Raw genomic sequence first — 26,799 nt, forward strand, 5'->3', positions numbered from 1 at the left:
CCACTCCGGCTATTTGCTGCTGTCTGCGTCCACGAGGAACCCGAGCAGGAACAGTGCCCGCCGGGCCGTCTCCCTGTTAACGCACGAGGCGGCCATCGGGCTCGCCATGGTTCCCTGGAAATAGTCCCAGTAGAACGCACACGTCTTCTCTTTCGACACGATCCAGGCGCGCTGCATGTCGCGCAGCTTCTCCTTCTGTTGCGCGTCGAGCTTGTCGCGCAGGCGCCGGAAGGTCTCGTTCAGGATGTCGTCCCAGACGGCCAGCTCACGATCGACGCATGCGTTCATATCGGCCGTCGACTTCGTCTCGTCGCGATTGAGGCAAGGCTCGGAGACGATGCCGATGCAGGCCTCTTCCTTGCCCGGCTTCGACTTGATGCAATCCTGGATCTCGGCCGAGTCCTTCGCCGCGAACTTGGACGGTTGCGCCGCCTCCGCCGGCCACGGACCGGCGGCAAACGTGGCAACGGCCAAGGCGACCAGCAACGCCCGCATCAAGGCGTATCCCATTTCGGCGCGTGCGGCGGATTGACGACGCGCATGTTGGTGTCATTGAGCTTTTTCAGCTCCGCCATTTCGGCGTCGCTGAGCGTGAAATCGAACACGTCGAGGTTCTGCTGGAGATGCGCCGGCGTCGCCGTGCGCGGAATGGCCACCACGCCACGCTGCACCAGATAGCGCAGCGACACCTGGGCCGACGACTTGTTGTGCGCCTGGCCGATACGCTCCAACACCTCGGCGCCCGGCACCTTGCCGCGCGCGATCGGGCAATAGGCGACCACCGCCATGCCATGCCTGTTGCAACCCGCCAGCACTTTGTCCTGGTTGAGGAACGGGTGCATCTCGATCTGGTTGCACACGAGCGGCTCCGTCGTCACCGCCCACGCTTCGTCCAGCATGGCGGTGGTGAAATTGGCGACGCCGATATGCTTGGCCTTGCCGTCCTTCTTGGCCTTGCACAGCGCGCCGACCGACAGCTTGAACGGCACCTCGGCGTTATTCCAGTGGATCAGCAGGAGGTCGACGTAAGGGAGTTGCAGGTTCGCCAGGCTTTGGTCGAGCGACCGCTGGAAGTCGTCGGGCATCAGGTTCTCCTGACGCACCTTGGTGGTGATGAACACATCGTCGCGCTTCACGCCGGACTGGCTTAGGCCCTCGCCATTTTCCTTTTCGTTGCCGTAGAAAGCGGCGGTGTCGAGATGGCGATATCCAAGCTGCAGCGCCGTTTTCACCGCTTGAACACAGACGTCGTCCTTGAGGGTCATGGTCCCCAGGCCGATGGTCGGAATTTGGGCGCCGTGCGCGACGACGACATTCATTGGTTGTCTCCCTGCCTACCTGCTCATGTGCGTGGCGGCCGGGAGCATGCCCCGCCGCTACGGAGCTGCCAACGGGGGTATCTCCCCCAATGCCAAGCGCGGGTCAGCGGCTTCCGCCGAGCGCCGCGAAAGCAACCTCGGGCGCGCGATCGATCAGCTTGAGCAGTGCACGGGCCGGACCGCGCGGCGAGCGCTTGCCCTGCTCCCAATTGCGGACGGTCTCGAGCGGCACTTCGATCTTCTCGGCAAAGGCCGCCTGGGTGAGCCCGCAGCGTGCCCGCACATAGCGGACGAAGACCGCCGGGTCCTTGTACTCGATCGCCTTCTCACTGCCGTCGGACAGGATTTCGACGATCCGTCCGTCGGCCTTCAACCGCACCCGCATCATGCCTCGCTCCATCGACGATGGGTCGGTCAGAGGCCTAGGCGATTCGGGATAGTCAAAAGTTAATGAGAACTAGCGCGTGTTCTCGAATATCTCCCGGCCGATCAGCATGCGGCGGATCTCGCTCGTGCCCGCGCCGATCTCGTAAAGCTTGGCGTCGCGCAACAGGCGTCCCGTCGAGAAGTCGTTGATGTAGCCGTTGCCGCCCAGGCACTGGATCGCCTCGAGCGCCATCCAGGTCGCCTTTTCGGCGGCGTAGAGAATGGCGCCCGCCGCGTCCTCGCGGGTCGTGCGCCCTTCGTCGCAGGCGCGCGCGACGGCGTAGACGTAAGCCTTCGCCGAATTCATCGTCACATACATGTCGGCGATCTTGGCCTGGATGAGCTGGAAGCGGCCGATCGCCTGACCGAACTGCTGGCGCTGGTGCACGTAAGGGATCACCACGTCCATACAGGCCTGCATGATGCCGAGGGGGCCGGCCGCGAGCACCACGCGCTCGTAGTCGAGGCCCGACATCAACACGTTGACGCCGTTGCCGACGGCGCCGAGCACGTTCTCCTCCGGCACCTCGCAATCGGTGAACACGAGTTCCGATGTATCGGAGCCGCGCATGCCGAGCTTGTCGAGCTTCTGCGCCGGTTCGAAGCCCTTGAAGCCCTTCTCGACGATGAAGGCGGTGATGCCGCGCGCGCCCGCGGTGCGGTCGGTCTTGGCGTAGATCACCAAGGTGTCGGCGACCGGACCGTTGGTGATCCACATCTTCGAGCCGTTGAGCACGTAGCGGTCGCCGACCTTGTCGGCGCGCGTTCGCATCGACACGACGTCAGAGCCGGCGCCCGGCTCCGACATCGCCAGCGCGCCGACATGCTCGCCGGAGACGAGCTTGGGCAGATATTTGCGCTTCTGCGCCTCGGTGCCATTGCGGCGCAACTGATTGACGCAGAGATTGGAATGCGCGCCATAAGACAGCCCGACCGCGGCGGAGGCACGCGAGACTTCCTCCATCGCCACGCAATGGCTGAGATAGCCGAGCCCCGAACCGCCGTACTCCTCCTCCACCGTGATGCCGTGGAGACCCAACGCGCCCATCTGCGGCCACAGCTCGCGGGGAAACATGTTGCTGCGGTCGATCTCGTCGGCACGCTGCGCGATGGTGTCGCGCGCGAAATCCGCAACGGTCTTGCGCAACATGTCGGCGTCCTCGCCGAGCCCGAAATCAAAGCCTGACCACGTATTCGGAATCATTCCTGCCTCACTGGACTGCGCCCGGCCGGGCCGTGGCGCGATCATATCAAGCCGCCGGCAAATGCAAATTTTCTTGGGCGGCAGCCGCCGCCGCCCTAGCCCGCCGCCTCCACGGCGGCGCGATTCAATTCCTTGCGCAGCTCGGCAAACAGAAAATCGAAGACGACGCGCGTCTTGAACGGCACATAGCGCCGCGACGTGTGGACGAGCGATACCGGGATGCCTTGCGGCTCGAACTTGCGCAGCACCCGGACCAGTTCGCCGCTCCGCAGCGGCTGATCGAACAGCCATTCCGGCATCACGGCGATGCCCCGGCCGGCCAGACACGCCTCCTTGATGAGCTGAGCGCTATTCGAGCGGAAGCTGCCGGAGACATTGATGGTCGTGCGGCCGTCCGGCCAATCGAAGGTCCAGCCGCGGTCGATGGTCGGATTGGTGAAGACCAGACATTCATGGCGCGCGAGGTCGTCCGGCGTCTTCGGCGTGCCGCAACGCTTGAGGTAGCCCGGTGACGCGACCGCGACGCGCGAGGCGGTGCCGATCCGTTTGCCGACAAGATCGCCGGACAACTCGCCGAGCCGCACCGCGATGTCGATCTCCTGCTCGATGAGGCTCGGCGTCAGATCGCTTACCGCGATCTCGATCTTCATGCGCGGATAGCGGTCCAGCAACCGCCCCACGCGCTCGACGAGATGGCGTTGCGCGAAGGCGTAAGGGCTGCCGACGCGCACGAGACCCGATGCCGTGCTCTTGGACCGGCCGACCTGGCCTTCGGCCTCCTCGACGTAATCGAGGATGCGGCGGGCGTAACGCAGATAGGTCACGCCCTCCGCCGTCAATTTCAGCCGCCGCGTGGTGCGGCTCAGAAGCCGCACGTCGAGATGCTCCTCGAGCGCGGCGACCTGTTTGCTCAGGTTCGATTGCGTGACGCCGATCTGCTTGGCGGCGCGCGAGAAGTTGCCGTATTCGGCGACGCGCATGAACGCCCGCAGGCTTTCCAGCAGATTCATCGCCCAGACCTCTCGCCGATCTATTCCAGTCTGGAATTAATCATAGGCCGCCGCCTTGGCTATTGGAAGCGCCGGCCCGGCGCTAGCGTCGACCAGATGGCAACAAACTTTCCGCGCGGGTGACCCCATGCTCGTCCTCTATCACCATAATATCTCGGTCTGCGCCCAAAAGATCCGTGTCGCGCTCGACGAGAAAGGCATCGCCTGGGACGGTCGCGAAGTCGACCTGATGAAGCAGGAACATCTGTCGCCGGAGTTTCTGAAGATCAATCCGCGCGGACTGGTGCCTGTCTTGGTGCACGACGGCGTGCCGATCGCGGAATCGACGGTGATCCTCGAATACATCGAAGATGTTTTCCCCGATCGGCCGCTCCGCCCGCAAGCGGCGCTCGCCCGCGCCAAGATGCGCACTTGGACCAAGGTCCCGGACGAAGGTCTCCACATCGCCTGTGCCTCCGTCACCTATGCCTCGGCCTTCGTGCATCAGCTTCGGCAGAACCACGACCCGCACGAATGGGAAGAGCGGCTCAAGAAGCTTCCCGACCGGGCGCGCGCGGCAAGACAGCGGCAGATCATCGAGCAGGAATTCGAAGCGCCGTTCGTGAAGGATGCCGTGCTGCTGCACAAGAAGGTCATCACCGAGATGGAAAAGGCCTTGTCGCAATCGGCATGGCTCGCCGGCGAGACGTTCTCTTTGGCCGACATCGCCATCATTCCCTACATCACGCGGCTCGATCGGCTTGGCCTCGACGGCATGTGGGCGGACAGTCCGGCGGTCGCCCGATGGTTCGCGGCCATGCAGGCGCGGCCGAGCTTCGAGACTGCGATCACGGCTTTCCGCTCGAACGCCTATGACGACGAATTGAAAAAGCGCGGCATCGACGTGTGGCCGCAGGTCAAAGCGCTGCTCGCCGCCTGAAACGCATTCGCCGGTCCATCTCCAGACGACCAAGGAGCATGACATGTCCGTCCGTTTGACGAGAAGAACCGCACTCGGTGCACTGATCGCCGCAACGGCCATACGCCCCGCGTGGTCGGCGCCGGAAAAAGCGCGCTATCTGTTTCCCGCGCCGAGCTCGCTGCCCGCCTTCATCCCGTTCCACGTTGCGCAGAAGCGCGGCTACTTCGCCGCGCAGAACATCGAACTCGAAGTGCAGACCGCGCGTGGCGCGGTCGAAGTCGCCAAGCAGGTCGCGGTCGGCAATGCCGATATCGGCGGCGGGCTCGGCGAGACCTCGATGATCGTGCGCCCGAACGGGCTTGCCGTGCGCGGCGTGGCGCTTCTCGGCCAGCAGCCGTTGTTCCAGATCGTGACGCGCAAGGCCGCCGGCGTGAAGACCCTAGCCGACCTGCGCGGCAAGAAGCTCGGCGTTATCGGCTATCAGGACACCGGCTACTATGCCCTGCTCGCGGTGCTGGCGGCGAATGGCATCAAACGCGACGACGTCGAGGTTCAGTCGGTCGGCCCGGCCGGTGTCACCCAGTTGATGATCGCGCAGTCGCTGGACGGCATCGTGGCGGTCGCCGAATGGTCGGACGCCATCGAGACGGCCGGCGTCGCGCTCGATTACTTCAGGATCGACAACGTCTTTCCGGCGATGGCCCAGGCCATCGTCGCGTCGGACAAGATTATCAAGGAGCGCCCCGCTTTGGTCGGCGGCGTCGTCAAGGCCATGATGCAGGCTTTGCGCGACTGCATCGCCGATCCGGCATCCTGCGCGCGCGACTTCGTCGCCGCCGTGCCGCAGCACCAAGGCAAAGGGGCGGAAATGGAGCGGGTTTTGCGCCGCTATGTCACCGACGTCTATCGGACCGAGCCGGCATCCGCGCTCGGCCGCTTCGATCCCGCGCGGCTCGCGAAGGTGCAGGCATTCTATTTGAAGAACAACATCATCGCGTCGGCAGCCCCGGTCGAGGACCTCTACAGCAACGCGTTTCTGACCTGAGCGCCGGCGGCGCTTCAGGCTGTCAGCGACTTCGCGGCGGGCGGCTCGCCCGCCTGCTTGGCCTGCGCAAGGAGCTTGTCGATGGCTTTGGCCGGTGCCGGCTTGGCGAACAGATAGCCCTGCATCTCATCGCAGCCGGCAAGCCGCAGCAGCACACGCTGCTGCTCGGTTTCGACGCCCTCGACCGTGGTCGAGAGGCCGAGGGCACGTCCGAGCGCGACGATGGCCTGGATGAGCACGCCGCCATTCGCCGACGTGCCGAGGGCAAGGACGAAGCTGCGGTCGATCTTCAGCTTGTCGAGCGGGAAGCGCTGCAGGTAGCCGAGATTGGAATAGCCGGAGCCGAAATCGTCGAGCGCGATGCGCACGCCGAGGCCGTGCAAGTCCTCGATGCGCTTGACCATCTCGTCCGGGTTGTCGATCAGCACGCCCTCGGTGATCTCCAGCATCAGCCGCTGCGGCGGCACGCCGCTCTCCTCGAGAGAGGTGCGCACGAGATCGATGATGGCGCGGTCGCGCACCTGCAATGGCGACAGGTTGACGGCGACATAGAGGTCGGGCCAGCGCTTGGTCTCCTGCAGCGCGCGGCGCAGCACGAAGGCGCCCAACGTATCCATCAGGCCCATCTGCTCGGCCACCGGGATGAACGTCGCCGGCGGGATCGGCCCGCGCGTCGCATGGGTCCAGCGCAACAGCGCCTCGACGCCGACGATTTTGCCCCCACTCGCGGTGACGATCGGCTGGTAATGCAGCTCCAGCTCGTTGGCGCTGAGCGCGCGGGGCAACTCGCGATGGATGAAGCGCTGGTCGTTGGAGATCGTGTCGATCGCCGGCTCGAACGCGACTAGCGCGCCCGGCCCCTTCTTGGCGGCGGCACGGACGGCAAGTTCGGCGCGGCGCACGAGTTCGCCGCGCGTCCCGGCATGCGCCGGCGCCTGCGCAAAGCCGGCATGCGCGCTGACGCGGACCACCGTGTCGATCCAATGCGGACGCATGACCGCTTCGAGCGCGCCGCGTACGATGTATTCGGCGTCGATCACCTCGGCGGCGGTCAAGGCCACGGCGAATTCGTTGCTGCCGATCCGGCCGCAGGTCGCCTGCGGCGGCAGCGAGTCCTTCAGCCGCTTTGCCACCGCGTCGATCAGTTCATCGCTGCCCAGCACGCCGAGATGCGCGGTGATGTCTTCCATGCCGTCGAGCTGGATCAGCGCGAAGGTCGTCACCTCGCCCTCTTCCCGTTCAGCCAGCGCCAGGTCGAGCAGCTCGAGCGTCTTGGCGTGGTTCGGCAGACCGGTCAGCTTATCTACGTCGCCGGCCCGACGGGCCACTTCCTCGCTGACCGCCAGCGCGCGGCGCGCGCGTACGAGTTGGAACATGAAGACGCCGGCGAAGGTCAGCAGAAGCAAAGTGATGGCGCCGATGCCCGGCATCAGCCGGTTCATCATTTGCGTCATCGGCCGCGAGCGCTGCCAGGTGAAGAAGCCGGCGATGCGCCCCTGCGTATCCATCACGGGCTGCGACTCGAACGGCCCCGGGGGCGGATCGCTCTCGAATTTCAGCCCGCGGATGCCGGCGCCCTGCTCGACCATGCGCACAAAGCGCGGGTCGATCTCGCCGCCTTGCCCGAACACGGCCCGGAATTCCGCCGTCGCCGCCCGGAGCGACGCCCGCTGCTCGGCCAACAGTCGGTCATCGCTCTGGCGCGCGAAGCCGTACCCGGCAGCCATGGCCACCGCGCCCAATCCAAGGGAAAGACATGCAAAAAGCACGACGAGGCGAAAATTCGCCGGTCGTCCGCGCTTTGCGCCTGCCGCTTGCCGTTTAGCCTCGCCTTCCACGGAACCATTCCACGCACGCGGATACACAGGTTCCAGAGTTAGACATTTAGCATTAATGCCGGGTCAGGAAACACGGTGAACGAACGGTAACCAAAACGGGTCAGCGAAGCCCGAACCAGACCGTGGCGATGGCCAAGAAGGAGAAGAACCCGACCACGTCGGTGACCGTGGTCACGAAGGGACTGGAAGCGACCGCCGGATCGAGCTTCATCCGATGCAGCGCCAGCGGGATGAGGATGCCGCCGAGCGCGGCCGCGACCAGGTTGCAGATCATGGCCAGGCCGATGACGATGCCGAGCCCCGGCACCTTGAACCAGACATAGGCGGCAACACCCGTGATCGCCGCAAAGGCGATGCCGTTGAGGAACCCGACCAGCAACTCACGCAGGATGACCCGCTTGGCATTGGCGTCGACCAGTTCGCGCGTGGCCAATGCGCGTACGGCGACGGTCATGGTCTGGGTCGTGGCATTGCCGCCTTGGCTTGCCACGATCGGCGCCAGCACGGCCAAAGCCACCATCTGCTGCAATTGCTCCTCGAACAAGCCCAGCACCGAGGACGCCAGGAACGCCGTCGCCAGATTGACCAGCAGCCAGTTGAAGCGGCTGCGCGCGATGTACCAAACGCGATCCGACAACTCTTCGTCGGGCCGTACGCCGCCGAGCGCCTTGATGACCTCTTCGGCCTCCTCCTGGATGACGTCCGCGACGTCGTCGAAGGTGATCACGCCGACAAGACGCCCTTCCGTGTCCAGCACCGGGGCCGCGACCCAGTTGTAGCGCTGGAATAGCCGGGCGACCTCCTCCTGCTCCTGATCGGCTTTGATGAGCGGCCGCTCATCCTCCATCAGGTCGGCGATCGGCACCGGGCGTTTCGAGCGCAGCAATCGGTCGAGCGGCACGGCGCCGACGAACTTACGGGCATCGTCGACGACATAGACCTCGTAGAAGCGCTCGGGCAGTTCGGCCGTCTCGCGCATGTAGTCAATCGTCCGACCGACGTTCCAACTGTGCGGCACGGCGATGAAATCGGTCTGCATCCGCCGGCCGGCGGACGCTTCCGGATATTCAAGGCTGCGGGCGAGCGCGACGCGCTCCATGACCGGCAGTTGATCGAGAATTTCGGCGCGGTCCTCGCTCGGCAGATCCTGGAGAATGGCAACCGCGTCGTCGGCCTCGAGCTCGCGTACGCCTTCCGCCACGGTGCGCGGCTGCAGTTCCTCGAGGATTTCCTCGCGCACGGTATCGTCGACTTCGGTCAGCGCCGTGAAGTCGAAATCGATACCGAGCAGTTCGACGAGCCGCGGCCGTTTGTCGGGCTCGATCGCCTCGATGACGGCGCCGAGATCGGCCTCGTGCAGGTCGCCGACAAGGTCGCGCAGGGCCTGCACATTGCCGCCATCGATGGCTTCGGAGACAGCTTCGATGAAGTCGGGCCGGACGCCGCCCTCTTCGTCGCGCAAGGCCGGCGTGTCGGTCTGATTGTCGAGCATGCCGATCTGCCTTGACGCGTGCGGGAGGGGAATTGCGCCGCTTGTACGCTGCGACTCCCGTGCCCGCAAACGATAAAGACAATGCTGCGTCACGAAATCGTCGCTTGCGACACGCTATCCGTTGCGGTCAATTGCGCGTCTCATGACCCGCTTCATCGCCCTCGCCTTCGCGATCATCCTCATGCCATGGACGGCAGCCGCGGAGCCGTGTCCAGGCAACCCGCAGGCGCTCGGCACCGCGCGCACCATCGAGGTCGACGCCAAGAGTTGGCCGCGCGTCGGCCGCAAGCATTTCCCGCAGACCTTGCCGTTGCAGGCGAAGGAGTTGGTGCTCACCTTCGACGACGGCCCCTGGCCCGGCACCACGCCCAAGGTTCTGGACGCCCTCAAGCGCGAATGCGTGCGCGCCACCTTCTTCCTGGTCGGCCGCAACGCCGAAGCCCACCCCGCGCTCGCAAGGCGCGAAATCGCGGAGGGGCACAGCGTCGGTCATCACACCTATGCGCATCCCCTGCTCGATCGCATGCCAATCGACAAGGCCGAGGCCGAGATCAACCGCGGCATTGCCGCCGACGAATTTGCGATCTACGGCGAACGCCGCAACCGGCCGACGACGCCATTCTTCCGGTTCCCGGGCTTTGCCGCCACCGATGCCCTGCTCGACCGTCTGAACGATCGAGGCATCGTCGTGTTCGGTGCCGATGCTTGGGCGAGCGACTGGGTGGCCATGACGCCCGAGCAGGAACTTGCGCTGATCGTCGCCCGCGTCGAGAAGATCGGCCGCGGCATCGTGCTGTTTCACGACACCAAAGCGCAGACCGCCCATATGCTGCCGGCCTTCCTGCGCGAGTTGAAGCGCCGCGGCTTCAGCATCGTTCATGTGGTGCCGCCGGCGCATACCAACGCGCTCAACTGAGCCTTTTATTTTCCGGCTTAACACTGTGAGATTGTGGAGAGATCCAAATATTTGTGGATCGGGTGCGGCCGTTCATCTTTGGTTTATATGGTCTTCCCTACCACTGGTTCTCTCAAGGACGGCGTCGCGCGGGGGCGCGGAGAAGGCGGGGATTCATGCGCTATTTGGCGGTCGCTTTAGTTTGCCTGGCAGGCGGAATGCTGCCGGCGGAAGCAACCGAGGTGTGCCCCGGCAATCCCGACGCGATCGGCACCAGCCGCACCATCACCGTCGACCCGGCCGAACTGCCGCGCATCGGCAGAATCCAATACCGCACGACGTTGCCGCTCGAAGACCATGAGGTGGTCATCACCTTCGACGACGGCCCGCTGCCGACCTACACCAATCGCATTCTCGACGTCCTCGCCCAGAACTGCGTGAAGGCCACGTATTTCCTGGTGGGGCGCATGGCGCAGACCTATCCGGACACGGTGCGCCGCATTTTCAATGAAGGCCACGTCATCGGCACGCACAGCCTCAGTCACCCCTTCAGCTTCCGCAACATGAGCGAGGAGCAAGTGGCCGACGAGGTGAATGGCGGCATCGCTCGTGTGACGGCGGCGCTCGGCAATCCCAATGCGGTTGCGCCGTTCTTCCGTATCCCCGGTCTTTCCCGCAGCAACACCGCCGAGAGCTACCTCGCCGAACGGTCCGTCGCGGTGTGGAGCGCCGACGAAGTCGCCGACGACTGGCGTCGCGGCGTCACGGCCAAGGATATCGTGCGCTTGGCGCTTCAGCGCATCGAGGCGCGCGACCATCGCGGCGTGCTGCTGCTGCACGACATCCATCCGGCCACGGCGATGGCGGTGCCGATGCTGCTGAAGGAGCTCAAGGAGCGCGGCTACAAGATCGTTCAGGCCGTGCCGCCGGGGGAGCGGCCCAAAGCGCTCCCGCCCAAGCCGGACACGGCGGTGGCGCAGGCCGGCCAAGGCTGGCCGCGCGTGGTCGAAGGGTCGGCGGCGGCCGCGAAGGAAGACGCGCCGAAGGCCCCGCTCCACCGCAAGCACGCCGCGCGCAAGGATCGCGACCAGGCGCTCGCCGACAAGCTCGCCAAGAAAAAGAGCAAACCGCAAACCGCCGAGAAGGCCGAAGTCACCGGGACCGGCACTGAGCGCGGCTTCTTCTCGTTCCTGCAGTAGCTCCTGGAATAGGCGCGGACTGCTCACATTTTGCGGCGTCATGCCCGGGCTCGACCCGGGCATCCACGATGAGCCTCCACGCATGAGGACCGTACGTTCGGTTATGCCGTGATGCGCGGCCTCATGGATTGCCGGGTCGTAAAGGCGTTCACGCCTGTCTTCGACGGGCTATGCCCGGCAATGACCGCGGGGAGAGGCAGCCGTTGCAGTTTGCCGCGCAGCCCTCTACAGCCTTGGGTCAGCCAAGGAGCCTGAAATGTCCGACCTGCGCATCATCGCCGGCCCGTTCACCTTCCCTGCCCGTTTCGAAACGGCGCTCGCGCCCAAGACCTGCGAGATCTTCCGCAAGCTCCTGCCCTACAGCGAGCGCGTGATCCACGTGCGCTGGAGCGGTGAAGCGGTCTGGATCCCGCTCGGCGATACCGATTTCAAGATTCCGGCCGAGAACCAGACGAGCTATCCGGCGCCCGGGCATCTCATCGTTTATCCGGGCGGCATCAGCGAGACCGAGATCCTGCTCGGTTACGGCGGCGTGCATTTCGCCAGCAAGGTCGGCCAGCTCGCCGGCAATCACTTCATCACCATCACCGGCAACCACGACGACCTACCCAGGCTCGGCAAGAAGGTGTTGTGGGAAGGCGCGCAATCCTTCCGCATCGAGGCGGCCTGAGTGCGTCGGTCGCAGTCCTAATCTCCGTCGATCCCCGCGCAAGCGGGAATCCAGGGCGCCTCTATGAGAGCTGCTTTTTTGCGCCGGCTCCCCGCTTTCGCGGGGACGAACGGTTTGTGCGTTACGCCGCCTTGTCGAGCGGCACCGCGGTCGCGTCGTAGGCGTAGACCCAGTCGGCATTGCCGCCCTGCTTGAGCCACTCGTTGCCGCGCGAGCCGATCTGCACGCGCGCGGTGCGCTCCTTGCGCGCCTCTTCGTAGCGCTTGAGCGCATCCGGCACACCGGCATCGGTCACACCCGTCAGCGCGCGGCCGAGCACCACCGCATCCTCGATCGCCATGCAGGCGCCCTGCGCCATGAACGGCACCATCGGATGGCAGGCATCGCCCAGCAGCGTAACGCGGCCGACCGACCAGACGGGCAGCGGATCGCGGATATAGAGCGCCGATTTGGTGACGCTCTCGGCGGCATCGAGCAGCGCCCGCGCTTGCGGATGGAAGTTGGCGTAGGCCTTGCGCAGCTCCGCGACATCGCCCGGCATGGTCCAGGACTCGTGGCGCCAGTCGTCCTGCGCCGTGGTGGCGAAGACGAAGATCTCCTTGCCCTTGTTCAGCGGGAACGTGACGATCTGCAGATCGGGCGTCGGGCCCCACCATTTGGTGAAGGCGTCCAAGTTCGGCAGGTCGGCCACCTTCGCGCGGTCGAACACCGCGCGATACGAGACGAGCCCGGTGAAGCTCGGCTTCTCCGGACCGAACAGCGCCGTGCGCGTCATCGAATGGATGCCGTCAGCGCCCACCAGCACGTCGACGACGCGCGAGGTGCCGTTCTCGAACCGAACGATCGGCTTGTCGCCCGAGGTGTCGACCGCCGTGACGCGGTGGCCGAGCAACACACATTCCTCCGGCACTTCCCGGCGCAAGGCATCGAGGATGTCGGCGCGATGGATGGTGAGTTGCGGCGCGCCATACTTCTGCTCGGCCTCTTCCGCCATGGCGAGGCGCGACGTCTCCTCGCCGGTATCCCACATGCGGCTGATGCGATGCGTCGGCCGCGCCGCCGTCTCGCTCAGCGCCTCGAACACGCCGAGGCTCTTGGCCGCCCGGACCGCGTTCGGCGTCAGATTGATGTCGGCGCCGATGCGGCTGTAGTTCGTCGCCTGCTCGTAGACCTCGACGTCGTGGCCCGCCTTGCGCAGCGCGATCGCCGCCGCGAGGCCGCCGATGCCGCCACCATTGATGCCGATCTTCAACTTCGCCATGACTTCCCCTCCGATATCAGTGCATCGAGAAACCACCGTCGACGGCGAGCGTCTGGCCGGTGATGAATTTGGAATCGTCGGACAATAGGAACGCCACGACGCCGTCGAGATCGTCGGGCTGCTGCGTGCGCTTGAGAATGGTGCGCTCGGCGTAGTCGTTCCAGCGCGTCTCGGGGATGTCCTTCGTTGCCTCGACCTTCGTCAGGCCGGGCAACAGGCAGTTGACGCGGATCATGCGCTCGCCGAACTCGCGCGCGAGCGAGCGCGTCATGCCGACGATCGCCGACTTGCTGGTGACGTAGTGCAACAGCTTGGGCGCGCCCCAATAGATCGTGTCGGACGACAACGTGACGATCGCGCCGCCGTTCTTCACCAAAGGTCCGAGCGCGCGAATGGTGAGCCAGGTGCCGCGCACGTTGATCGCCATCATACGATCCCAGACGTCCGGCGTGATCTCGTCATAGAGCTTGCCGCCGACATTGTTGGCCCAGCCGGCATTGGCAACGACGCCATGAATGCCGTCGACACCTTCCACCGATGCCTTCGCCAGCGCGGCAACCGAGGCTTCCGATGAGATATCCGTCTGCACGAAGCGGGCATCGAGGCCTTGCGCCTTCAGCGCCTTCTCGGCCTCATGGCCCAGAGCCTCGTCGATCTCGGCGATGATCACGCTGGCGCCTTCCCGCGCCAGACGTTCGGCGAAGGCGAAGCCCAAGCCGCGCCCCGCCCCGGTGATCACAATGCGTTTGCCGCTAAAGCGCTGCGTCATGGTCGTCCTTCAGGTGGCATCGCCTTCGGCGACCACCGCGTATTGGAAATAATCGTTGCGATCGCGGTCATAGAGCGTGACCGACGAACCGCCGCCGGCGCGGCCGGAGAACGGCTCGCCGCTCGCCCGCTCGACGCCTTCGAAGAACACGTCGCCGACCAGTTTGAGCTCGATCGCGCCGGTCGGCACGACAATGTCGTTGCCGTTCGAGCGCACCGAGAGCCCCGTCGTCACGTCGACGAAGCCGTCCGCCGTCGGCTTGATCTCGAAGGTCTCGCCGGTGCCGAGCGAATGCACGCGCACCGGACAGCGGCCGGACCGCCGCCGATGCGCCTCAACCGCCACGATGCGCCGCACGTCCGGGGTCACGACATTGCTCCTTAGGCGTGGCCGCGGCCGCTCTTGTCGATGCCCTGCGCCTGGCGGCGCGTGTTGCCGTCGATGCCGCCGGCGATCGCCCATTCGGCGAACAGTTCCGGCTTGCGCTCGAAGGTCTGCGGCTTCCAGTCTTCGGTGCAGTAGTCCTCGTCGGCGTAATATTCGAGCGGCGCCGCCAGCGGATTTTCGAAGTACCAGAAATAGGCCGAGGAGATCGGATGCCGGCCGGGGCCGATCTCCGTCTTCCAGCCCTTCTTGCTCATCGCGATGCCGCCGCCGATCACCTCGTGAATGTCGGTGACGGTGAAGGCGACGTGGTTGATGCCCGGCTTGCCGGGACGGTTGAGCACGAAGGTGTTGTGGTGATCGCCGACCTTCTGGCAGCGCATGAACACGCCATGGCCCGGATATTCGTCGCTGATGTGGAAGCCGAGCTTCTCGGTGTAGAAGGCCCGCATCGCCGCGAAGTCGTTGGCGAACAGCACGACGTGACCGATGTTGATCGGATGCGCTTGCGTGTGGATCGGCGAGCGCGAATTGACGCGGTTATGCGAGCCCGGCGCGTTCGGCATGGTCGGCTGCACGGTGACCGGCGTGCGCTTCGACACCCGGAACGCAAGGCTCATGCCGTTCGGATCTTTCACCCGCGGCAGACCGTCGGCGCCGACCTGAAAGCTGTCGAGCCCGCGCAAATTCTTCAGCGTCGCCTCGAGCTCCTGCTCGTTGGCCGCGCCCCAGATGACTTCGCGCACCGTCTTGCCGGCCTCGATCGCCGGCGGCAGATCGGCGGCCTCCATCGGCCGCACGATCGCCTCGGCGCCGTCGCGCGTGCGGTAAATCAGCTTGTCCGCGGTCGCCGAGACCTGTGTCAGGCCCCAGTCCTCGAGAAAGCGTTTGGATTCGGCCATGTCGGCGACGCCGAACACGACGGCATCGATACCCATCAGCGACATCGAATTCTCCCCTGCAGTCGGCGCGCGGATAATAGTCGCAGGCCGATCAACTTAAACAATCGACGGCGCGCCGGGCCGGATTACAACTCCCTGGTCCGGCGCGCCGGTGCTAGATCAGCGCTTGATCTTCGCCAGCGGATGATCCGCCGGATACGTCGGCGTGATCGGCTTGGGCGAACCGATCATGACCATCATGATCGCGTCCTCTTCGCCGATATTGATCTCGCCGCGATAGACACCCGGCGGCACCGAGATGCAATCGCGCTCGCCGAGGATGGCCTCGAAGTACTCGCCGTCCTTCTCGACCATGACCTTGATCTTGCCGCGCAACACGAAGAACACCTCTTCGGCGTCGACGTGCAGATGCATCGGGCCCTCGCCGCCGGCGGGGATGATCATGTTGGAGAGCGTAAAGTGCTCGGCCGGAATGACGTTGGTGTCGCTCTTCACGCCGGTGCCGCCGGTGCCGATGAAGCGCTTCTGCGCGCGGCGATACTTCGGATCGAAGTCGGCCTGAAACTTGAGCGCGTTCCAGTCATAAGGCCGGTCGCTCACGCGGGCGATGCGGGTCTTCATCCAGTCTTCGAAGCTCGCGCCTTCCGGGCGGTCCCAGGAACGCTGGTTCGGGCGGGTCACGTCGTCCATGTCTCAACTCCTCTCGTTTGTGCCTGTCTTATCGTGCGGACCTGCGGCTGAGGTCCTTGGTTTCCGAACCGTCGGCCTGATGGCCGAGGTCGCGTGAAATGGCGTCCGCCGCCGCGAGCACTTCGGCCCGCAACGGGCCGTTGAGCTCGCCATCGTTGGTGAGCAGCGCGACTGCGGAAATGTTGATGGCGGCGATGATGTGCCCGGTCATGTCGCGGATCGGCGCCGCGATGCTGGCAACACCGGGTTCATAGGCCGAGTTCTGCACCACCGCGCCGGCTTCCTGATCGCCGGCCAGTTGCTGAATGAAGCTCTCGAGCGAGACGCCACCGCCGGCGAAAGGCTCGTCGCGGTAAAGCTCCCTCACCTCATCCGCCGACAAGCCGGACAGCAGAATGCGGCCCATGGTCGTCGACCGCGCCGGCAGGCGTGTGCCGACATGGACCGTGGAGGCGATCGAGCGGCGCGTCGCGACGCGGGCAAGATAAACGACGTCGCGGCCGTGCAGTTCGCCGAGATGCGCCGACCAGCCGGTGCGGTCCCGCAAGCGCACGAGATGCGGCATGGCGACCTCGACCAGGTCGCGCGAGGCGAGATAACCGTAGCCGAGCTGCAGCACCTGCGGTCCCAGCGCGTAGGTCTTGGTGTCGGCGTCGAAGGCGACAAAGCCCATATGGCCGAGCGTAAACAGCAGCCGATAGGCCGATGAGCGTGTGACGCCCAGCGCCGCCGCCACTTCCGACAGCGTCAACCGCCGCCGCTCGCCGGACAGCTCCTGCAGGATATTCAGACCGCGGATCAGCGCCGGCACGAGATAGCGGTCGGACAGGTCCGCGGCGGGGGCCGATTTTGCCCCCTTCGACGCGGTCACTTTGTCGCGGCTCTTGACCATGAAGCTACGGACGCTCGCCGATGTTTTATATGCTAAACACAATATATCAAATAAAACATCCGTCGAAAAGCGAAAAGCGCGCGCAGCCCAGGGATATATCGTTTCCGGTCGCCCCCTCCTTCGATAACGCTCTTCCAATAATCCATACGCACTGCGGCATTTTGCTCTCTCCGCATGCATGCACTGCACAAAATTTGGCGCTGATGAAGGATTGACTCTGACGCTTGTTCAGGATTGAACTGTCGAAAGTACGAACTCATAGTTCATATACGAACAATTCGACGGGGAGCTCCGCGGTGGCGTCTACAGCTACGCAGGTATTGGAGTTACAGGACGTCGCCCGCCGCTTTCCGGGGCGCACCGTTGGCGCACCGCCCTTCACCGCGGTCCGCAATCTTTCCTTCGACGTCCGCCGGAGCGAATTCGTCTCCATCGTCGGACCGTCCGGCTGCGGCAAGAGCACGCTGCTCAATCTCGTCGCCGGTCTCGACCGGCCGAGCGAGGGCCGCGTCGCGCTCAACGGCGTCGAGGTCTCCGGCCCGAATTCCAGCGTCGGCTTCATGCTGCAGAAGGATCTGCTGCTGCCCTGGCGCACGGTGCTGCACAACGTCGAGTTCGGCCTCGAGGCGCGCAAGATGAGCGGGTCCGAGCGGCGCCAGCGCGCGATGCGCGAATTGGAGCGCTGCCGGCTGACCGAATTCGCCGACCGTTACCCCTATCAAATCTCCGGCGGCCAGCGGCAGCGCGCGGCCCTCGCCCGCACACTCGCCATCGACCCCGATGTGGTGCTGCTTGACGAGCCCTTCTCCGCGCTCGACGCCCAGACCAAGCTGGTGCTGCAAAAGAGTTTTGCCGGCACCATCGCCAGTTCGGGCCTGACCACGCTGCTGATCACGCACGACCTCTCGGAAGCCGTGGCGATGTCCGACCGCATCCTGGTGATGAGCGACCGGCCGGGCCGCATCGTCGAGGAAATCGAGGTCGGTCTGCCCGACCGCGACAACCCGATCGCGCGCGTCGCGACGCCGCGCGCCGGCGAGATCGTCAAGCATCTCTTCCACTCGCTGCACATCGACACGCGGGAAGACGCATGAACCGACGCGTCGTCATCATCGGTGGCGGCATTGCGGGCTCGGCGCTCGCGATCGCACTCGCCCGCCGTGGCATGACGACGACGTTGATCGAGCGCGAGGCGCAGTGGGCGCCGCTGAGCTCGGGCCTGTTCATCTACAGCAACGGCCTTGCCGCGCTCGACGGGCTCGGCGTGCTCGACGACATCTGCGCCAGCGGCTGGGTGAGCCCCGACGGCGGCAATCTCTATCTCGCGGCCGACGGCAAGGCCATCACGCGCACGCTTTATCCCGGCATCGGCGACCGCATTCCGGCCATCGTCGGCATGCGTCGCGCCGAGCTGCACCGCATTCTGGCAGGCGCCGTCGCGGCGCTCGGCGTCGACGTCCGGCTCGGCACCACGGTGACGGCTGTCGAAACCGGCGATGCGACGCGCGCCGCCAGCGTTACCTTGTCGGACGGCAGCACCATGACCTGCGACGTCCTCGTCGGCGCCGACGGCATCCGCTCGCAGATTCGCACGCTCTTGTTCGGCGCGCTGGAGCCGACCTACACCGGCTTCGGCGTCTGGCGCTCGATGCACAAGAAGCCGGCGAGCATCGATCAGAAGATTATGATGATGGGCGTTGGCATCCGCCTCGGCATCATGCCGATCAGCCGCGACCAGCTCTATATGTTCGGCACGACGCGCGAGCCCGGCAAGCCGTTCTATGCGCGCGACACCTGGGCGCAGGAGATGCGCGTGAAGTTCGCGGCATTCAAAGGCCCGGCCGAAGCGCTGCTCGCCGAAATCACCGATGCCGCGCAGGTCTTCTACACCTCGGTCGAGGAAGTGCACCTGCCCCTGCCCTGGAGCCGCGGCCGCGCCGTTCTGATCGGCGATGCCGCGCACTCGTCCTCGCCGTTCATGGGTCAGGGCGGCGCCATGGCGCTCGAGGACGCCATCGTGCTCGCCGACATGTTGGGCGACGCTTCCGACATTCCGGCGACGCTCGATGCTTTCGGCCAGCGCCGTTTCGAACGCTGCAAGTTCGTGCAGGACGCCTCGCGCCGCGTCGGCGAAGCCGGCGCGATCGAAGACGCCGCGGCGTCGCAAATCCGAAACACGCGGATGCAGGCCGGCGCGCAGAAAGACGTCGACGATTTCTACGCACGCATGGCGGAGCCGATCTGATGGCCGCCGTGAACCGCTTCGAGAACGATCTATTACAACCGATGCTCGGCGTGACTGACGTCCGGCCTCACAGCACCAGGGGAGTTAATTGATATGCTGATCACGCGTCGTACCGCCCTCGGCGGTCTTGTTGCCGCTGCCGCTATTCGTCCGGCTTTTGCCGCGCCGGAAAAGGTCACCTATCTCTTTCCGGCGCCGGGCTTCCTGCCCGCCTTCCTGCCCTTCCAGCTCGCGCTCAAGCGCGGCTATTTCACCAAGAACAACCTCGAAGTGACCTTCCAGACCGGCCGCGGCGGCGCTGACGTCGCCAAGCAGGTCGGCGTCGGCAACGCCGATCTCGGCGGCGGCCTTGGCGAGACATCGATGATCGTGCGCCCGAACGATCTGCCGGTGCGCGCGGTGGCGCAGCTCGGCTCGCATCCCTTGTTCAAGCTGGTCACGCGCAAGGAGAGCAACGTCAAGTCGCCGAAGGACCTCGTCGGCAAGAAGCTCGGCGTCATCGGCTATCAGGACACCGGCTACTACGCCCTGCTCGCGGTGCTCGCCGCCAACGGCATCAAGCGCGACCAGCTCGAGATCCAGGCCGTCGGTCCGGCCGGGGTCACGCAGCTCATGATTGCCAAGTCACTCGACGGCATCATGGCGACGCCGGAATGGGCGATCGACATCGAGAAGGGCGGCGTCGCCCTCGACTACTTCGACGTCGAGAAGACCTTCCCCGCCATGGCGCAGGCCATCCTCTCCTCCGACAAATTCATTAAGGAGCGTCCGGAAGCGGTGCGCGGCTTCGTGCATGCGGTGCTGCAGGCGGTGCGCGATTGCATGGCCGACCAGGATTCCGCGGTGAAGGACTACGTCGCCGCGGTGCCGCAGCACGCCGGCAAGGAAGCCTATCTCAAGGAAATTCTCGGCCGCTACGTGAAGGACGTCTACGCCACGGAGCCCGCCTCCGCGCTCGGCACCTTCGATCCGAAGCGTCTCGCGACCGTGCAGAAGTTCTACGTCGAGAACCAGATCATCCAGAAGGCCGTGCCGGTGGAAGATCTCTACACCAACGACTTCGTCAAGTAAGAACCATGAGCACCGCGATGTCCAACGAGGCGACGCCCTCGGTCCAAGACCGCCTCTCGCCCCGCGCCATACTGGCGCGGGGTCTCTGGCGGCGCGGCGCCGCGGTGCCGCTCGCCAGCCTCGCCGTCGCGATCATCGTTCTGGTCGCGTGGCAATATCTACCGCCGGCGCTCGGCGTGCCGAAATACATCATCCCGCGCGTCACCGATTTGTCGAGCGAGATGGTGCGCATGTGGTTCCAGGAGAACCTGCTCAAGCACTTCATCTCGACCGCGTCGATGTCGATCCTCGGCTTCGTGCTCGGTGGCCTGCTCGGCGCCGTTGTCGGCTACGCGCTCGGCCTGCTGCCGACCTGGGAGAAGGTGCTGTCGCCTTATATCCTGGCGCTGCAGATCGCGCCGAAGGTCGCCTTCGCGCCGCTGTTCATCTTGTGGTTCGGCTACAACGCCTGGCCCAAGCTGATCGTGACGATCCTGGTCGTGTTCTTCCCGATCCTGGTGAACGTGCTGCAGGCGATGCGGGTGATGGACCGCGATCTGGTCAACCTCGCCCGCGCCTACAACATGAGCAAGGCAAAGATATTCATGAAGGTCATGCTGCCCTACTCGATGCCGAACCTGATGGCCGGCCTGCGCATCGGCGCGACGCTCGCCGTCATCGGCATCACGGTCGGTGAGCTGGTCGGCGGCGAGATCGGCCTCGGCTATCTCATCAGCTTCGGTCAGGGCCAGGCCAACACGGCGATGGTGTTCGATGCCATCGGTCTGCTCACCGTGATCGGCATCGTCATGTACTGGGCCGTCACCGCCATCGAAACCCGCGTGCTGCACTATGTGCCGCGCGCATCGGAGAGCCGTCCGCAGCCATGACGATCGCCGCCGACATCGCGCGCGCGACGCCCGGCTATGTCGCCGGCATCGGCTTCCTGCGTCGCCCCGCCCGGGGTGGCGCGGGCTTGCCGCTGGTGCTGCTGCACGGCATCGGCAGCAACGCCAAGAGCTACACCGGGTTGATGGCGGCGCTGCCGCCGGCGCTCGACGTCATCGCCTGGAATGCGCCAGGCTACGCGACGTCGCAGCCGCTGACCGTTGCCGCCCCCACCCCGCGCGATTATGCCCAGGCCCTCGCCAAGCTGCTCGATGGGCTCGGCCTGACGCGGATCGTGCTGGCCGGTCACTCGCTCGGCTGCCTGTTCGCGGCGAGCTTTGCGACGCTCTATCCCTCGCGCGTTGCGTCGCTCGCGCTGTTGTCGCCCGCGCTCGGCTACAAGATCGCCCCGGGCGAAACGCTGCCGCCCAAGGTGCAGGCCCGCATCGACGAGATCGAGACGCTCGGCCCCGAAGCGTTCGCCGCGCAGCGTGCGGCGCGCCTCGTGTTCGAGCCCGAACGCAAGCCGCAGGTGCTCGCCTCCGTGCGCGAGGCCATGGCGGCGGTCAATCCGCCCGGTTACGCACAGGCCGTGCGCGCGCTCGGCGCCGGCGATTTGCTGGCCGACGCGGCACAGATCACCGCGCCCACACTCGTCGCCGTCGGTGCCGAGGACGTCATCACGCCGCCCGCCAACGCCCGCGCGACCTACGATGCACTGCCGAACGGCGCCGGCTATCACGAGATCGCGGGCACCGGTCACGCCATGCCGCAAGAAAATCCGGCGGCCGTCGCGGCGCTGCTTGCCGAACTGATCGAGGCCGGCCATGGCTGAAAAGCACGCCGCCGAAACGGAAGAGCGCGACGACGGCCTTTACATTTCGCCGCCGGTGCAACGTGCCGCGCGTCTGCTGCGCCATATCGCCGAGGGCGATCGCGTCACCAACATGTCGCGCACGGCGCGCGAGCTCGGCATCAACCGCACCACATTGCTACGCCTGTTGCACACGCTGGAAGCCGAACGCTTCATCGAGCCGCGGCCCGAGGGCCAGGGTTGGCGCATCGGCGTCGGCCTCATCGGCATCACGGCGCAGGCCTTCTTCTCCGAGGACCTGGTGCAGATCTCGGTGCCGGTGCTGACGCGGCTCGCCGAGAACCTGAGCCTCTCCGCCCATCTCGGCGTGCTCGATGGCCTCGAGATCGTCTACATCGTGCGCCGCGTACCGAACCACGCTTTCGCCAGCAATATCCGCATCGGCAGCCGCCTGCCCGCGCACGCCGCCAATATGGGCCGCATCATGCTCGCGCATATGCCGCCCGACCGCGTCGATCGCATGTATGCCGGCGCGGTGCTCAAGGCAGTGACGCCGCATACCTCGGTAACCTTGGCGCAGCTGCACGCCCAACTCGACGCCGACCGCATCGCCGGCCTCGCCTGGAGCGACGGCAACTACGAAGCCGGCATCAGTTCGGTCGCGGCCGCGATCTTCGACGCGACCGGCACGCCGATTGCCGCGCTCAATGTGAGCGGCCATGCCGCCGACTTCGCCGGCACCGCGCGCCACACGCAGATTGGCGCGCAGGTGCAAACCGCGGCGGCCGAGATTTCGCAACGGCTCGGCTGGCACGGCGCGACCGCCGCGCGCGCCGAAGCGAGAGCGGTCGATCGTTCGCGGCGTACATCGTCGCCCGTCGCAAATTGAGGGTACGGCTTTGGACTTGGGACTGAGCAACAGCGTCGCGGTGGTCACGGGCGGAAGCTCGGGCATCGGCTTGGCCACGGCGAAAATCCTCATCGCCGAAGGCGCCCGCGTCGCCATCTGCGGCCGCGATGCCGCGCGCCTCGCCGCCGCCAAGGAAAAGCTCGACGCCATTAAGCCGGGCGCGGCCCTCGCCGAAGTCTGCGATGTGCTGAACGCCGACGCGGTGAAAGCCTTCGCCGACAAAGTCGCGGCCTGGGGCGGCAGCAAGCTCGATTTGCTTGTCAACAATGCCGGTCAGGGCCGCGTCTCGACCTTCGCCAACACCACCGACGCGCAATGGCGCGAGGAGCTCGATCTCAAGTTCTTCAGCCAGATCCTGCCGATCCGCGCCTTCAAGCCGCTGCTCGACGCGGCGCCGGCGCCGGCCATCGTCGCGGTCAATTCGCTGCTGTCGCTGCAGCCCGAGGCGCACATGGTCTGCACCTCGGCGGCGCGCGCGGGCGTGCAGAACCTGCTCAAGTCGCTCGCGACCGAGTTCGCACCGCACATCCGCGTCAACACGATCCTGATCGGCCTCGTCGATAGCGGTCAGTGGCAGCGCCGCTTCGAAGCGCGCACCGACAAAACGCAGACGCGCGAAGCGTGGTACGGCGCGCTTGCGCGCGACAAGAAGATCCCGTTGCAGCGGCTGGGCGAACCTGAAGAGCCCGCCCGCGCCATCGTCTTCCTCGGCTCACAAGCCGCCAGCTACATCACCGGCGCCAGCCTCGAAATCTCGGGCGGCGTTTCGCGCTTTATCTAGGACCGGGCAACGAAGGCCATGAAATTCTCCGTCATCACCGCCGAGCGCGCCTCACCACCGACCCATGCGCTTCAGAGCGAACCGGTCGGCGACGCCATCGCACGCGCCCTCGCCGACATGGGCGTCACCACCGTGTTCGGGGTGATCTCGATTCATAACATGCCGATCCTCGACGCGATCGCGCGCCATGGCCGCATCCGCTTCGTGCCAGCGCGCGGCGAAGCCGGCGCCATGAACATGGCCGACGCTTACGCCCGTGTGTCGCGCTCGCTCGGCGTCGCCATCACCTCGACCGGCACCGCGGCGGGTAACGCCGCCGGCTCGCAGGTCGAAGCCCTCACCGCCGGTTCGCCGGTGCTGCATATCACCACGCAGGTCGACCGCGAATTCGCCGACCGCGATCGCGCCGCCATCCATGACGTGCCGCGTCAGCCGGACATGCTGAAGGCGATCAGCAAGTGCTATCTGCGCGTCTGGGAGCCGGCCGCCGCCATCGACACGCTCGTCGCCGCGGCGCGCGAAGCCATCAGCGCGCCGAGCGGGCCCGTGACCCTGGAGATTCCGGTCGACGTCCAACGCAGCATGGTGCCGCTGCGCACGCTGAATGGCATGCCGCCAGCGGTACGCCGCGACGCCGACAGCGCGCAGCTCGATGTTCTGGCCGAACGCGTGCGCAAGGCCAAGCGGCCGATGCTGTGGCTCGGCGGCGGCGCGCGGGGCGCGGCGGAAGCGGCGACCGCCCTCGCCGATCGCGGCTTCGGCATCGTCACCTCGACCAACGGCCGCGCCGTCGTGCCGGAGGATCATCCGCACAGCCTCGGCGCTTTCAACATGACGCGCGAGGCGATGGAGATCTATGCCCGCACCGATCTTCTGATCGTGGTCGGCTCGCGCCTGCGCGGCAACGAAACCCAGAACAACCGCATGCCGCTGCCGCCGATCGTCCAGATCGACGCCGATCCGACGCAGGCCGCGCGCAATTATCCGGTCGACATGTTCATCGACGCCGACGCGGAGCTCGCGCTCGAGGGCCTTCTCGCGCGGCTGCCCGCCAAGCTCGACGCCGACGCGACCTTCCTTGCCGATATCGGCGCCGCGCGCGCCCGCGCCGAAGCGACGCTGCGCAACGGCCTCGGCCCCTATAGCGCGCTCGCCGACACGATCCGCGATCGTGTGTTCAAGAACGGCCACCCTTGGGTGCGCGACGTCACCATCTCCAACAGCACCTTCGGCAACCGTTATGTGCGCATCGCCGCGCCCCACTTGGGCGTGCATGCGCTCGGCGGCGGCATCGGCCAAGGCATCGCCATGGGCATCGGTGCGGCTTTGGCCGGTGGGCCTGCCAAGACCGTGACGCTGCTCGGCGACGGCGGCGCGCAATTGATGATCGGCGAGTTCGCCACCGCGGTCGAGATGCAGGCCGACATGGTGTTCGTGCTGATGAACGACAAAGGCTACGGCGTCATCCGCAACATCCAGGACGCGCAGTACGGCAGCCGTCACGTCTATTCCAACATCCTGACGCCGGACTTCGCGCTCATCGCCCAGGCGGTCGGCCTGCCGCACGAACGCATCGCCGACATTGCGCAGTTCGAGGCCGCCTTCGACCGCGCGCTCGCCACCAAGGGCCCGCGCCTGATCGAAATCGACATGGTCGCGATCGGCCCGTTCAGCCAGAGCTTTGCCGGCCCGCCGGCCGGCGCCGCGGGGAATTCCTGATGGACCAGGCCGTCACCTTCCAGGACAAGCTGTATATCGGCGGCGAATGGCGTCGCGGCGGTGGCGCCGAGATCGCGTCCAACTTCCCGGCCGACGGCTCGGTCAACACCAAGCTGGCCGGCGCCTCGCTGGAGGACACCGACCTCGCCATCGCGCGCGCACAGGAAGCGGTCAACGATCCCAAGTGGCGCAAGCTGCTGCCGCATGAACGCGCGACGTTCCTTTACAAGATCTCGGAAGGCATCGCCCGCAACGCCGACCGCATCTCGCATGTGCAGTCGCGCGACACCGGCAAGACCCTGACCGAAACGCGCGCCCTGGCGCTCAGCGCCGCCGGCACCTTCCGCTATATGGCGGCGGCGCTCGAGACGGCGGAAGACGCCCTCACCCCCGCGCGCGGCAACTACCTGACCATGTCGGTCTACGAGCCGCTCGGCGTCACCGCCGGCATCACGCCGTGGAATTCGCCGATCGCCTCCGACGCGCAGAAGGTCGCGCCCGCGCTCGCCGCCGGCAACGCCATCCTGCTCAAGCCGTCGTCCTGGAGCCCGCTGGTCTGTCTCGAACTCGCGCGCATCATCGACGAGGCCGGCCTGCCGAAAGGCCTATTCTCGACCTTGCCCGGCGCGGGCGCAATCGTCGGCGAACGGCTGGTGACGCATCCGGCCATCCGCAAGGTGTCCTTCACCGGCGGCACCGAGACGGGCCGCGATATTGCGCGCAAGGCCGCCGACAAGCTGATGCCGGTGTCGCTCGAACTGGGCGGCAAGTCGCCGACCATCGTCTTCGCCGACGCCGATCTCGATCTTGCCGTCGCCGGCGTGATGTTCGGCGTGTTCTCCTCGACCGGGCAGTCCTGCATCGCCGGCTCGCGCCTGTTCGTCGAGCGATCGATCTACGATGCGTTCGTTGCCAAGCTGGTCGCGGCGACCGAGCGGCTGCGCGTCGGCCATCCGTTCGAAGCGACGACACAAGTCGCCCCGCTGATCCGGCCGAAGCATCGCGACGAGGTCGAGGGCCACGTCAAGCGCGCCCGCGAAGACGGCGGCAAGGTGCTGACCGGCGGCGAGCGCCCCACCGGCACCGGCTATGCCGACGGTACCTATTATCGTCCGACCATCATCGCCGGTCTCGGCAACGACAGCCGGTTATGCCGTGAGGAAGTGTTCGGTCCGGTGCTTGCTGTGCTGCCGTTCGACAACGAGGACGATCTCGTCGCCCAATCGAACGACAACAGCTACGGCCTCGCCTGCGGCATCTACACCCGCGACTTCCCCAAGGCGTGGCGGATCGCGCGCGCGATCGACACCGGCACGGTGTGGATCAACACCTACAAGCAGTTCTCGATTTCGACGCCGTTCGGCGGCACCAAGGATTCCGGTCTCGGCCGCGAGAAGGGCCGCGAAGGCATCCGGGCCTGGATGGCGCAGAAGTCGCTGTATTGCGATCTGAGCGAAGCACCCCATCCTTGGGCCAAAAGCGCGTTGTGAGGATC

General features: G+C 65.9%; 27 protein-coding genes. 14 read left to right on the forward strand and 13 right to left on the reverse strand.

Annotated elements, in window-relative coordinates; translation table 11 throughout:
- Nucleotides 1–9: 9 nt before the first annotated feature.
- The 5 genes from DW352_RS07295 to DW352_RS07315 all read right to left on the reverse strand — a co-directional run bounded on the left by DW352_RS07295 (nucleotide 10) and on the right by DW352_RS07315 (nucleotide 3,959).
- On the reverse strand, nucleotides 10–495 hold the full coding sequence (locus DW352_RS07295; RefSeq protein ID WP_162826836.1) for a lysozyme inhibitor LprI family protein: 486 nt from the start codon (nucleotides 493–495) through the stop codon (nucleotides 10–12).
- A complete protein-coding gene (locus tag DW352_RS07300) occupies nucleotides 495–1,319 on the reverse strand; it encodes an aldo/keto reductase (protein WP_115689890.1) in 825 nt (274 codons plus the stop codon). The genes DW352_RS07295 and DW352_RS07300 overlap by 1 nt, the downstream gene beginning before the upstream one ends.
- Nucleotides 1,320–1,422: 103 nt before the next feature.
- The gene (locus DW352_RS07305; protein WP_115689892.1) at nucleotides 1,423–1,707 is read right to left on the reverse strand and encodes a helix-turn-helix domain-containing protein; all 285 of its coding nucleotides are present in this window, start codon (nucleotides 1,705–1,707) and stop codon (nucleotides 1,423–1,425) included.
- 69 nt (nucleotides 1,708–1,776) lie between these two features.
- Nucleotides 1,777–2,949, reverse strand: coding sequence for an isovaleryl-CoA dehydrogenase (locus DW352_RS07310; protein WP_115689894.1), 1,173 nt, complete (start codon nucleotides 2,947–2,949; stop codon nucleotides 1,777–1,779).
- Nucleotides 2,950–3,044: 95 nt separating this feature from the next.
- Nucleotides 3,045–3,959, reverse strand: coding sequence for a LysR family transcriptional regulator (locus DW352_RS07315; protein ID WP_115689896.1), 915 nt, complete (start codon nucleotides 3,957–3,959; stop codon nucleotides 3,045–3,047).
- A gap of 127 nt (nucleotides 3,960–4,086) precedes the next feature.
- On the opposite strand from DW352_RS07315, the gene DW352_RS07320 reads away from it, so the two are divergent.
- Both DW352_RS07320 and DW352_RS07325 read left to right on the forward strand, forming a co-directional pair.
- On the forward strand, nucleotides 4,087–4,878 hold the full coding sequence (locus tag DW352_RS07320; RefSeq protein ID WP_115689898.1) for a glutathione S-transferase family protein: 792 nt from the start codon (nucleotides 4,087–4,089) through the stop codon (nucleotides 4,876–4,878).
- Nucleotides 4,879–4,921: 43 nt separating this feature from the next.
- The gene (locus DW352_RS07325) at nucleotides 4,922–5,905 is read left to right on the forward strand and encodes an ABC transporter substrate-binding protein (protein WP_115689900.1); all 984 of its coding nucleotides are present in this window, start codon (nucleotides 4,922–4,924) and stop codon (nucleotides 5,903–5,905) included.
- 14 nt (nucleotides 5,906–5,919) lie between these two features.
- Here DW352_RS07325 and DW352_RS07330 read toward each other — a convergent pair whose 3' ends face one another.
- Nucleotides 5,920–7,632, reverse strand: coding sequence for a putative bifunctional diguanylate cyclase/phosphodiesterase (locus tag DW352_RS07330; protein WP_162826837.1), 1,713 nt, complete (start codon nucleotides 7,630–7,632; stop codon nucleotides 5,920–5,922).
- A 211-nt stretch (nucleotides 7,633–7,843) separates the two neighbouring features.
- On the reverse strand, nucleotides 7,844–9,235 hold the full coding sequence (gene mgtE / locus DW352_RS07335) for a magnesium transporter (RefSeq protein WP_115689904.1): 1,392 nt from the start codon (nucleotides 9,233–9,235) through the stop codon (nucleotides 7,844–7,846).
- A 142-nt stretch (nucleotides 9,236–9,377) separates the two neighbouring features.
- On the opposite strand from mgtE, the gene DW352_RS07340 reads away from it, so the two are divergent.
- The 3 genes from DW352_RS07340 (at nucleotide 9,378) to DW352_RS07350 (ending at nucleotide 11,999) form a co-directional block, all read left to right on the forward strand.
- On the forward strand, nucleotides 9,378–10,151 hold the full coding sequence (locus DW352_RS07340; protein WP_115689906.1) for a polysaccharide deacetylase family protein: 774 nt from the start codon (nucleotides 9,378–9,380) through the stop codon (nucleotides 10,149–10,151).
- A gap of 155 nt (nucleotides 10,152–10,306) precedes the next feature.
- Nucleotides 10,307–11,329 (forward strand): polysaccharide deacetylase family protein, encoded by a 1,023-nt coding sequence (locus DW352_RS07345; RefSeq protein ID WP_115689908.1) that lies wholly within the window; start codon nucleotides 10,307–10,309, stop codon nucleotides 11,327–11,329.
- Between the two features lie 256 nt (nucleotides 11,330–11,585).
- Complete coding sequence (locus DW352_RS07350; RefSeq protein WP_115689910.1) at nucleotides 11,586–11,999, forward strand: DUF3830 family protein; 414 nt, start codon at nucleotides 11,586–11,588, stop codon at nucleotides 11,997–11,999.
- A 121-nt stretch (nucleotides 12,000–12,120) separates the two neighbouring features.
- On the opposite strand, the gene DW352_RS07355 is transcribed toward DW352_RS07350, so the two are convergent.
- From DW352_RS07355 to DW352_RS07380, 6 genes are all read right to left on the reverse strand, one after another.
- Nucleotides 12,121–13,260: an FAD-dependent monooxygenase gene (locus DW352_RS07355; protein WP_115689912.1), complete on the reverse strand. Its 1,140-nt coding sequence runs from the start codon at nucleotides 13,258–13,260 to the stop codon at nucleotides 12,121–12,123.
- 16 nt (nucleotides 13,261–13,276) lie between these two features.
- Nucleotides 13,277–14,029: an SDR family oxidoreductase gene (locus DW352_RS07360; protein ID WP_115689914.1), complete on the reverse strand. Its 753-nt coding sequence runs from the start codon at nucleotides 14,027–14,029 to the stop codon at nucleotides 13,277–13,279.
- 9 nt (nucleotides 14,030–14,038) lie between these two features.
- Nucleotides 14,039–14,398, reverse strand: coding sequence for a hypothetical protein (locus tag DW352_RS07365; protein WP_115689916.1), 360 nt, complete (start codon nucleotides 14,396–14,398; stop codon nucleotides 14,039–14,041).
- Between the two features lie 11 nt (nucleotides 14,399–14,409).
- On the reverse strand, nucleotides 14,410–15,360 hold the full coding sequence (locus DW352_RS07370; protein ID WP_115689918.1) for a VOC family protein: 951 nt from the start codon (nucleotides 15,358–15,360) through the stop codon (nucleotides 14,410–14,412).
- 114 nt (nucleotides 15,361–15,474) lie between these two features.
- The gene (locus tag DW352_RS07375) at nucleotides 15,475–16,005 is read right to left on the reverse strand and encodes a cupin domain-containing protein (RefSeq protein WP_115689920.1); all 531 of its coding nucleotides are present in this window, start codon (nucleotides 16,003–16,005) and stop codon (nucleotides 15,475–15,477) included.
- 28 nt (nucleotides 16,006–16,033) lie between these two features.
- Nucleotides 16,034–16,897 (reverse strand): IclR family transcriptional regulator, encoded by an 864-nt coding sequence (locus DW352_RS07380; RefSeq protein WP_115689922.1) that lies wholly within the window; start codon nucleotides 16,895–16,897, stop codon nucleotides 16,034–16,036.
- Between the two features lie 296 nt (nucleotides 16,898–17,193).
- On the opposite strand from DW352_RS07380, the gene DW352_RS07385 reads away from it, so the two are divergent.
- The 9 genes from DW352_RS07385 to DW352_RS07425 all read left to right on the forward strand — a co-directional run bounded on the left by DW352_RS07385 (nucleotide 17,194) and on the right by DW352_RS07425 (nucleotide 26,794).
- On the forward strand, nucleotides 17,194–17,991 hold the full coding sequence (locus DW352_RS07385; protein WP_170153515.1) for an ABC transporter ATP-binding protein: 798 nt from the start codon (nucleotides 17,194–17,196) through the stop codon (nucleotides 17,989–17,991).
- Nucleotides 17,988–19,142: an FAD-dependent oxidoreductase gene (locus tag DW352_RS07390; protein WP_115689926.1), complete on the forward strand. Its 1,155-nt coding sequence runs from the start codon at nucleotides 17,988–17,990 to the stop codon at nucleotides 19,140–19,142. The genes DW352_RS07385 and DW352_RS07390 overlap by 4 nt, the downstream gene beginning before the upstream one ends.
- Nucleotides 19,143–19,235: 93 nt before the next feature.
- The gene (locus tag DW352_RS07395; protein ID WP_115689928.1) at nucleotides 19,236–20,213 is read left to right on the forward strand and encodes an ABC transporter substrate-binding protein; all 978 of its coding nucleotides are present in this window, start codon (nucleotides 19,236–19,238) and stop codon (nucleotides 20,211–20,213) included.
- A 5-nt stretch (nucleotides 20,214–20,218) separates the two neighbouring features.
- On the forward strand, nucleotides 20,219–21,082 hold the full coding sequence (locus tag DW352_RS07400; protein WP_115689930.1) for an ABC transporter permease: 864 nt from the start codon (nucleotides 20,219–20,221) through the stop codon (nucleotides 21,080–21,082).
- Complete coding sequence (locus tag DW352_RS07405) at nucleotides 21,079–21,915, forward strand: alpha/beta fold hydrolase (RefSeq protein WP_115689932.1); 837 nt, start codon at nucleotides 21,079–21,081, stop codon at nucleotides 21,913–21,915. Before DW352_RS07400 ends, DW352_RS07405 begins: the two co-directional genes overlap by 4 nt.
- Complete coding sequence (locus DW352_RS07410; protein WP_115689934.1) at nucleotides 21,908–22,783, forward strand: IclR family transcriptional regulator; 876 nt, start codon at nucleotides 21,908–21,910, stop codon at nucleotides 22,781–22,783. The genes DW352_RS07405 and DW352_RS07410 overlap by 8 nt, the downstream gene beginning before the upstream one ends.
- 10 nt (nucleotides 22,784–22,793) lie before the next feature.
- Nucleotides 22,794–23,585 (forward strand): SDR family oxidoreductase, encoded by a 792-nt coding sequence (locus DW352_RS07415; RefSeq protein WP_170153510.1) that lies wholly within the window; start codon nucleotides 22,794–22,796, stop codon nucleotides 23,583–23,585.
- A gap of 18 nt (nucleotides 23,586–23,603) precedes the next feature.
- Complete coding sequence (locus tag DW352_RS07420) at nucleotides 23,604–25,304, forward strand: thiamine pyrophosphate-binding protein (RefSeq protein WP_115689938.1); 1,701 nt, start codon at nucleotides 23,604–23,606, stop codon at nucleotides 25,302–25,304.
- Complete coding sequence (locus DW352_RS07425) at nucleotides 25,304–26,794, forward strand: aldehyde dehydrogenase (RefSeq protein ID WP_115689940.1); 1,491 nt, start codon at nucleotides 25,304–25,306, stop codon at nucleotides 26,792–26,794. The genes DW352_RS07420 and DW352_RS07425 overlap by 1 nt, the downstream gene beginning before the upstream one ends.
- The last annotated feature ends 5 nt before the right edge of the window (nucleotides 26,795–26,799 follow it).

Origin of the sequence: Pseudolabrys taiwanensis, from assembly GCF_003367395.1 — a bacterium.
In the GTDB taxonomy this organism is placed as follows: Bacteria; Pseudomonadota; Alphaproteobacteria; order Rhizobiales; family Xanthobacteraceae; genus Pseudolabrys; species Pseudolabrys taiwanensis.

Coding starts and splice junctions, on each gene's coding strand:
- DW352_RS07375 (WP_115689920.1), bottom strand. CDS start 16,005: ATGGACGACGTGACCCGCCCGAACCAGCGTTCCTGGGACCGCCCGGAA.
- DW352_RS07300 (WP_115689890.1), bottom strand. CDS start 1,319: ATGAATGTCGTCGTCGCGCACGGCGCCCAAATTCCGACCATCGGCCTG.
- DW352_RS07360 (WP_115689914.1), bottom strand. CDS start 14,029: ATGACGCAGCGCTTTAGCGGCAAACGCATTGTGATCACCGGGGCGGGG.
- DW352_RS07320 (WP_115689898.1), top strand. CDS start 4,087: ATGCTCGTCCTCTATCACCATAATATCTCGGTCTGCGCCCAAAAGATC.
- DW352_RS07355 (WP_115689912.1), bottom strand. CDS start 13,260: ATGGCGAAGTTGAAGATCGGCATCAATGGTGGCGGCATCGGCGGCCTC.
- DW352_RS07330 (WP_162826837.1), bottom strand. CDS start 7,632: ATGGCTGCCGGGTACGGCTTCGCGCGCCAGAGCGATGACCGACTGTTG.
- DW352_RS07315 (WP_115689896.1), bottom strand. CDS start 3,959: ATGAATCTGCTGGAAAGCCTGCGGGCGTTCATGCGCGTCGCCGAATAC.
- DW352_RS07345 (WP_115689908.1), top strand. CDS start 10,307: ATGCGCTATTTGGCGGTCGCTTTAGTTTGCCTGGCAGGCGGAATGCTG.
- DW352_RS07295 (WP_162826836.1), bottom strand. CDS start 495: ATGCGGGCGTTGCTGGTCGCCTTGGCCGTTGCCACGTTTGCCGCCGGT.
- DW352_RS07420 (WP_115689938.1), top strand. CDS start 23,604: ATGAAATTCTCCGTCATCACCGCCGAGCGCGCCTCACCACCGACCCAT.
- DW352_RS07395 (WP_115689928.1), top strand. CDS start 19,236: ATGCTGATCACGCGTCGTACCGCCCTCGGCGGTCTTGTTGCCGCTGCC.
- DW352_RS07390 (WP_115689926.1), top strand. CDS start 17,988: ATGAACCGACGCGTCGTCATCATCGGTGGCGGCATTGCGGGCTCGGCG.
- DW352_RS07405 (WP_115689932.1), top strand. CDS start 21,079: ATGACGATCGCCGCCGACATCGCGCGCGCGACGCCCGGCTATGTCGCC.
- DW352_RS07350 (WP_115689910.1), top strand. CDS start 11,586: ATGTCCGACCTGCGCATCATCGCCGGCCCGTTCACCTTCCCTGCCCGT.
- DW352_RS07340 (WP_115689906.1), top strand. CDS start 9,378: ATGACCCGCTTCATCGCCCTCGCCTTCGCGATCATCCTCATGCCATGG.
- DW352_RS07305 (WP_115689892.1), bottom strand. CDS start 1,707: ATGATGCGGGTGCGGTTGAAGGCCGACGGACGGATCGTCGAAATCCTG.
- DW352_RS07425 (WP_115689940.1), top strand. CDS start 25,304: ATGGACCAGGCCGTCACCTTCCAGGACAAGCTGTATATCGGCGGCGAA.
- DW352_RS07310 (WP_115689894.1), bottom strand. CDS start 2,949: ATGATTCCGAATACGTGGTCAGGCTTTGATTTCGGGCTCGGCGAGGAC.
- DW352_RS07400 (WP_115689930.1), top strand. CDS start 20,219: ATGAGCACCGCGATGTCCAACGAGGCGACGCCCTCGGTCCAAGACCGC.
- DW352_RS07370 (WP_115689918.1), bottom strand. CDS start 15,360: ATGTCGCTGATGGGTATCGATGCCGTCGTGTTCGGCGTCGCCGACATG.
- mgtE (WP_115689904.1), bottom strand. CDS start 9,235: ATGCTCGACAATCAGACCGACACGCCGGCCTTGCGCGACGAAGAGGGC.
- DW352_RS07380 (WP_115689922.1), bottom strand. CDS start 16,897: ATGGTCAAGAGCCGCGACAAAGTGACCGCGTCGAAGGGGGCAAAATCG.
- DW352_RS07410 (WP_115689934.1), top strand. CDS start 21,908: ATGGCTGAAAAGCACGCCGCCGAAACGGAAGAGCGCGACGACGGCCTT.
- DW352_RS07325 (WP_115689900.1), top strand. CDS start 4,922: ATGTCCGTCCGTTTGACGAGAAGAACCGCACTCGGTGCACTGATCGCC.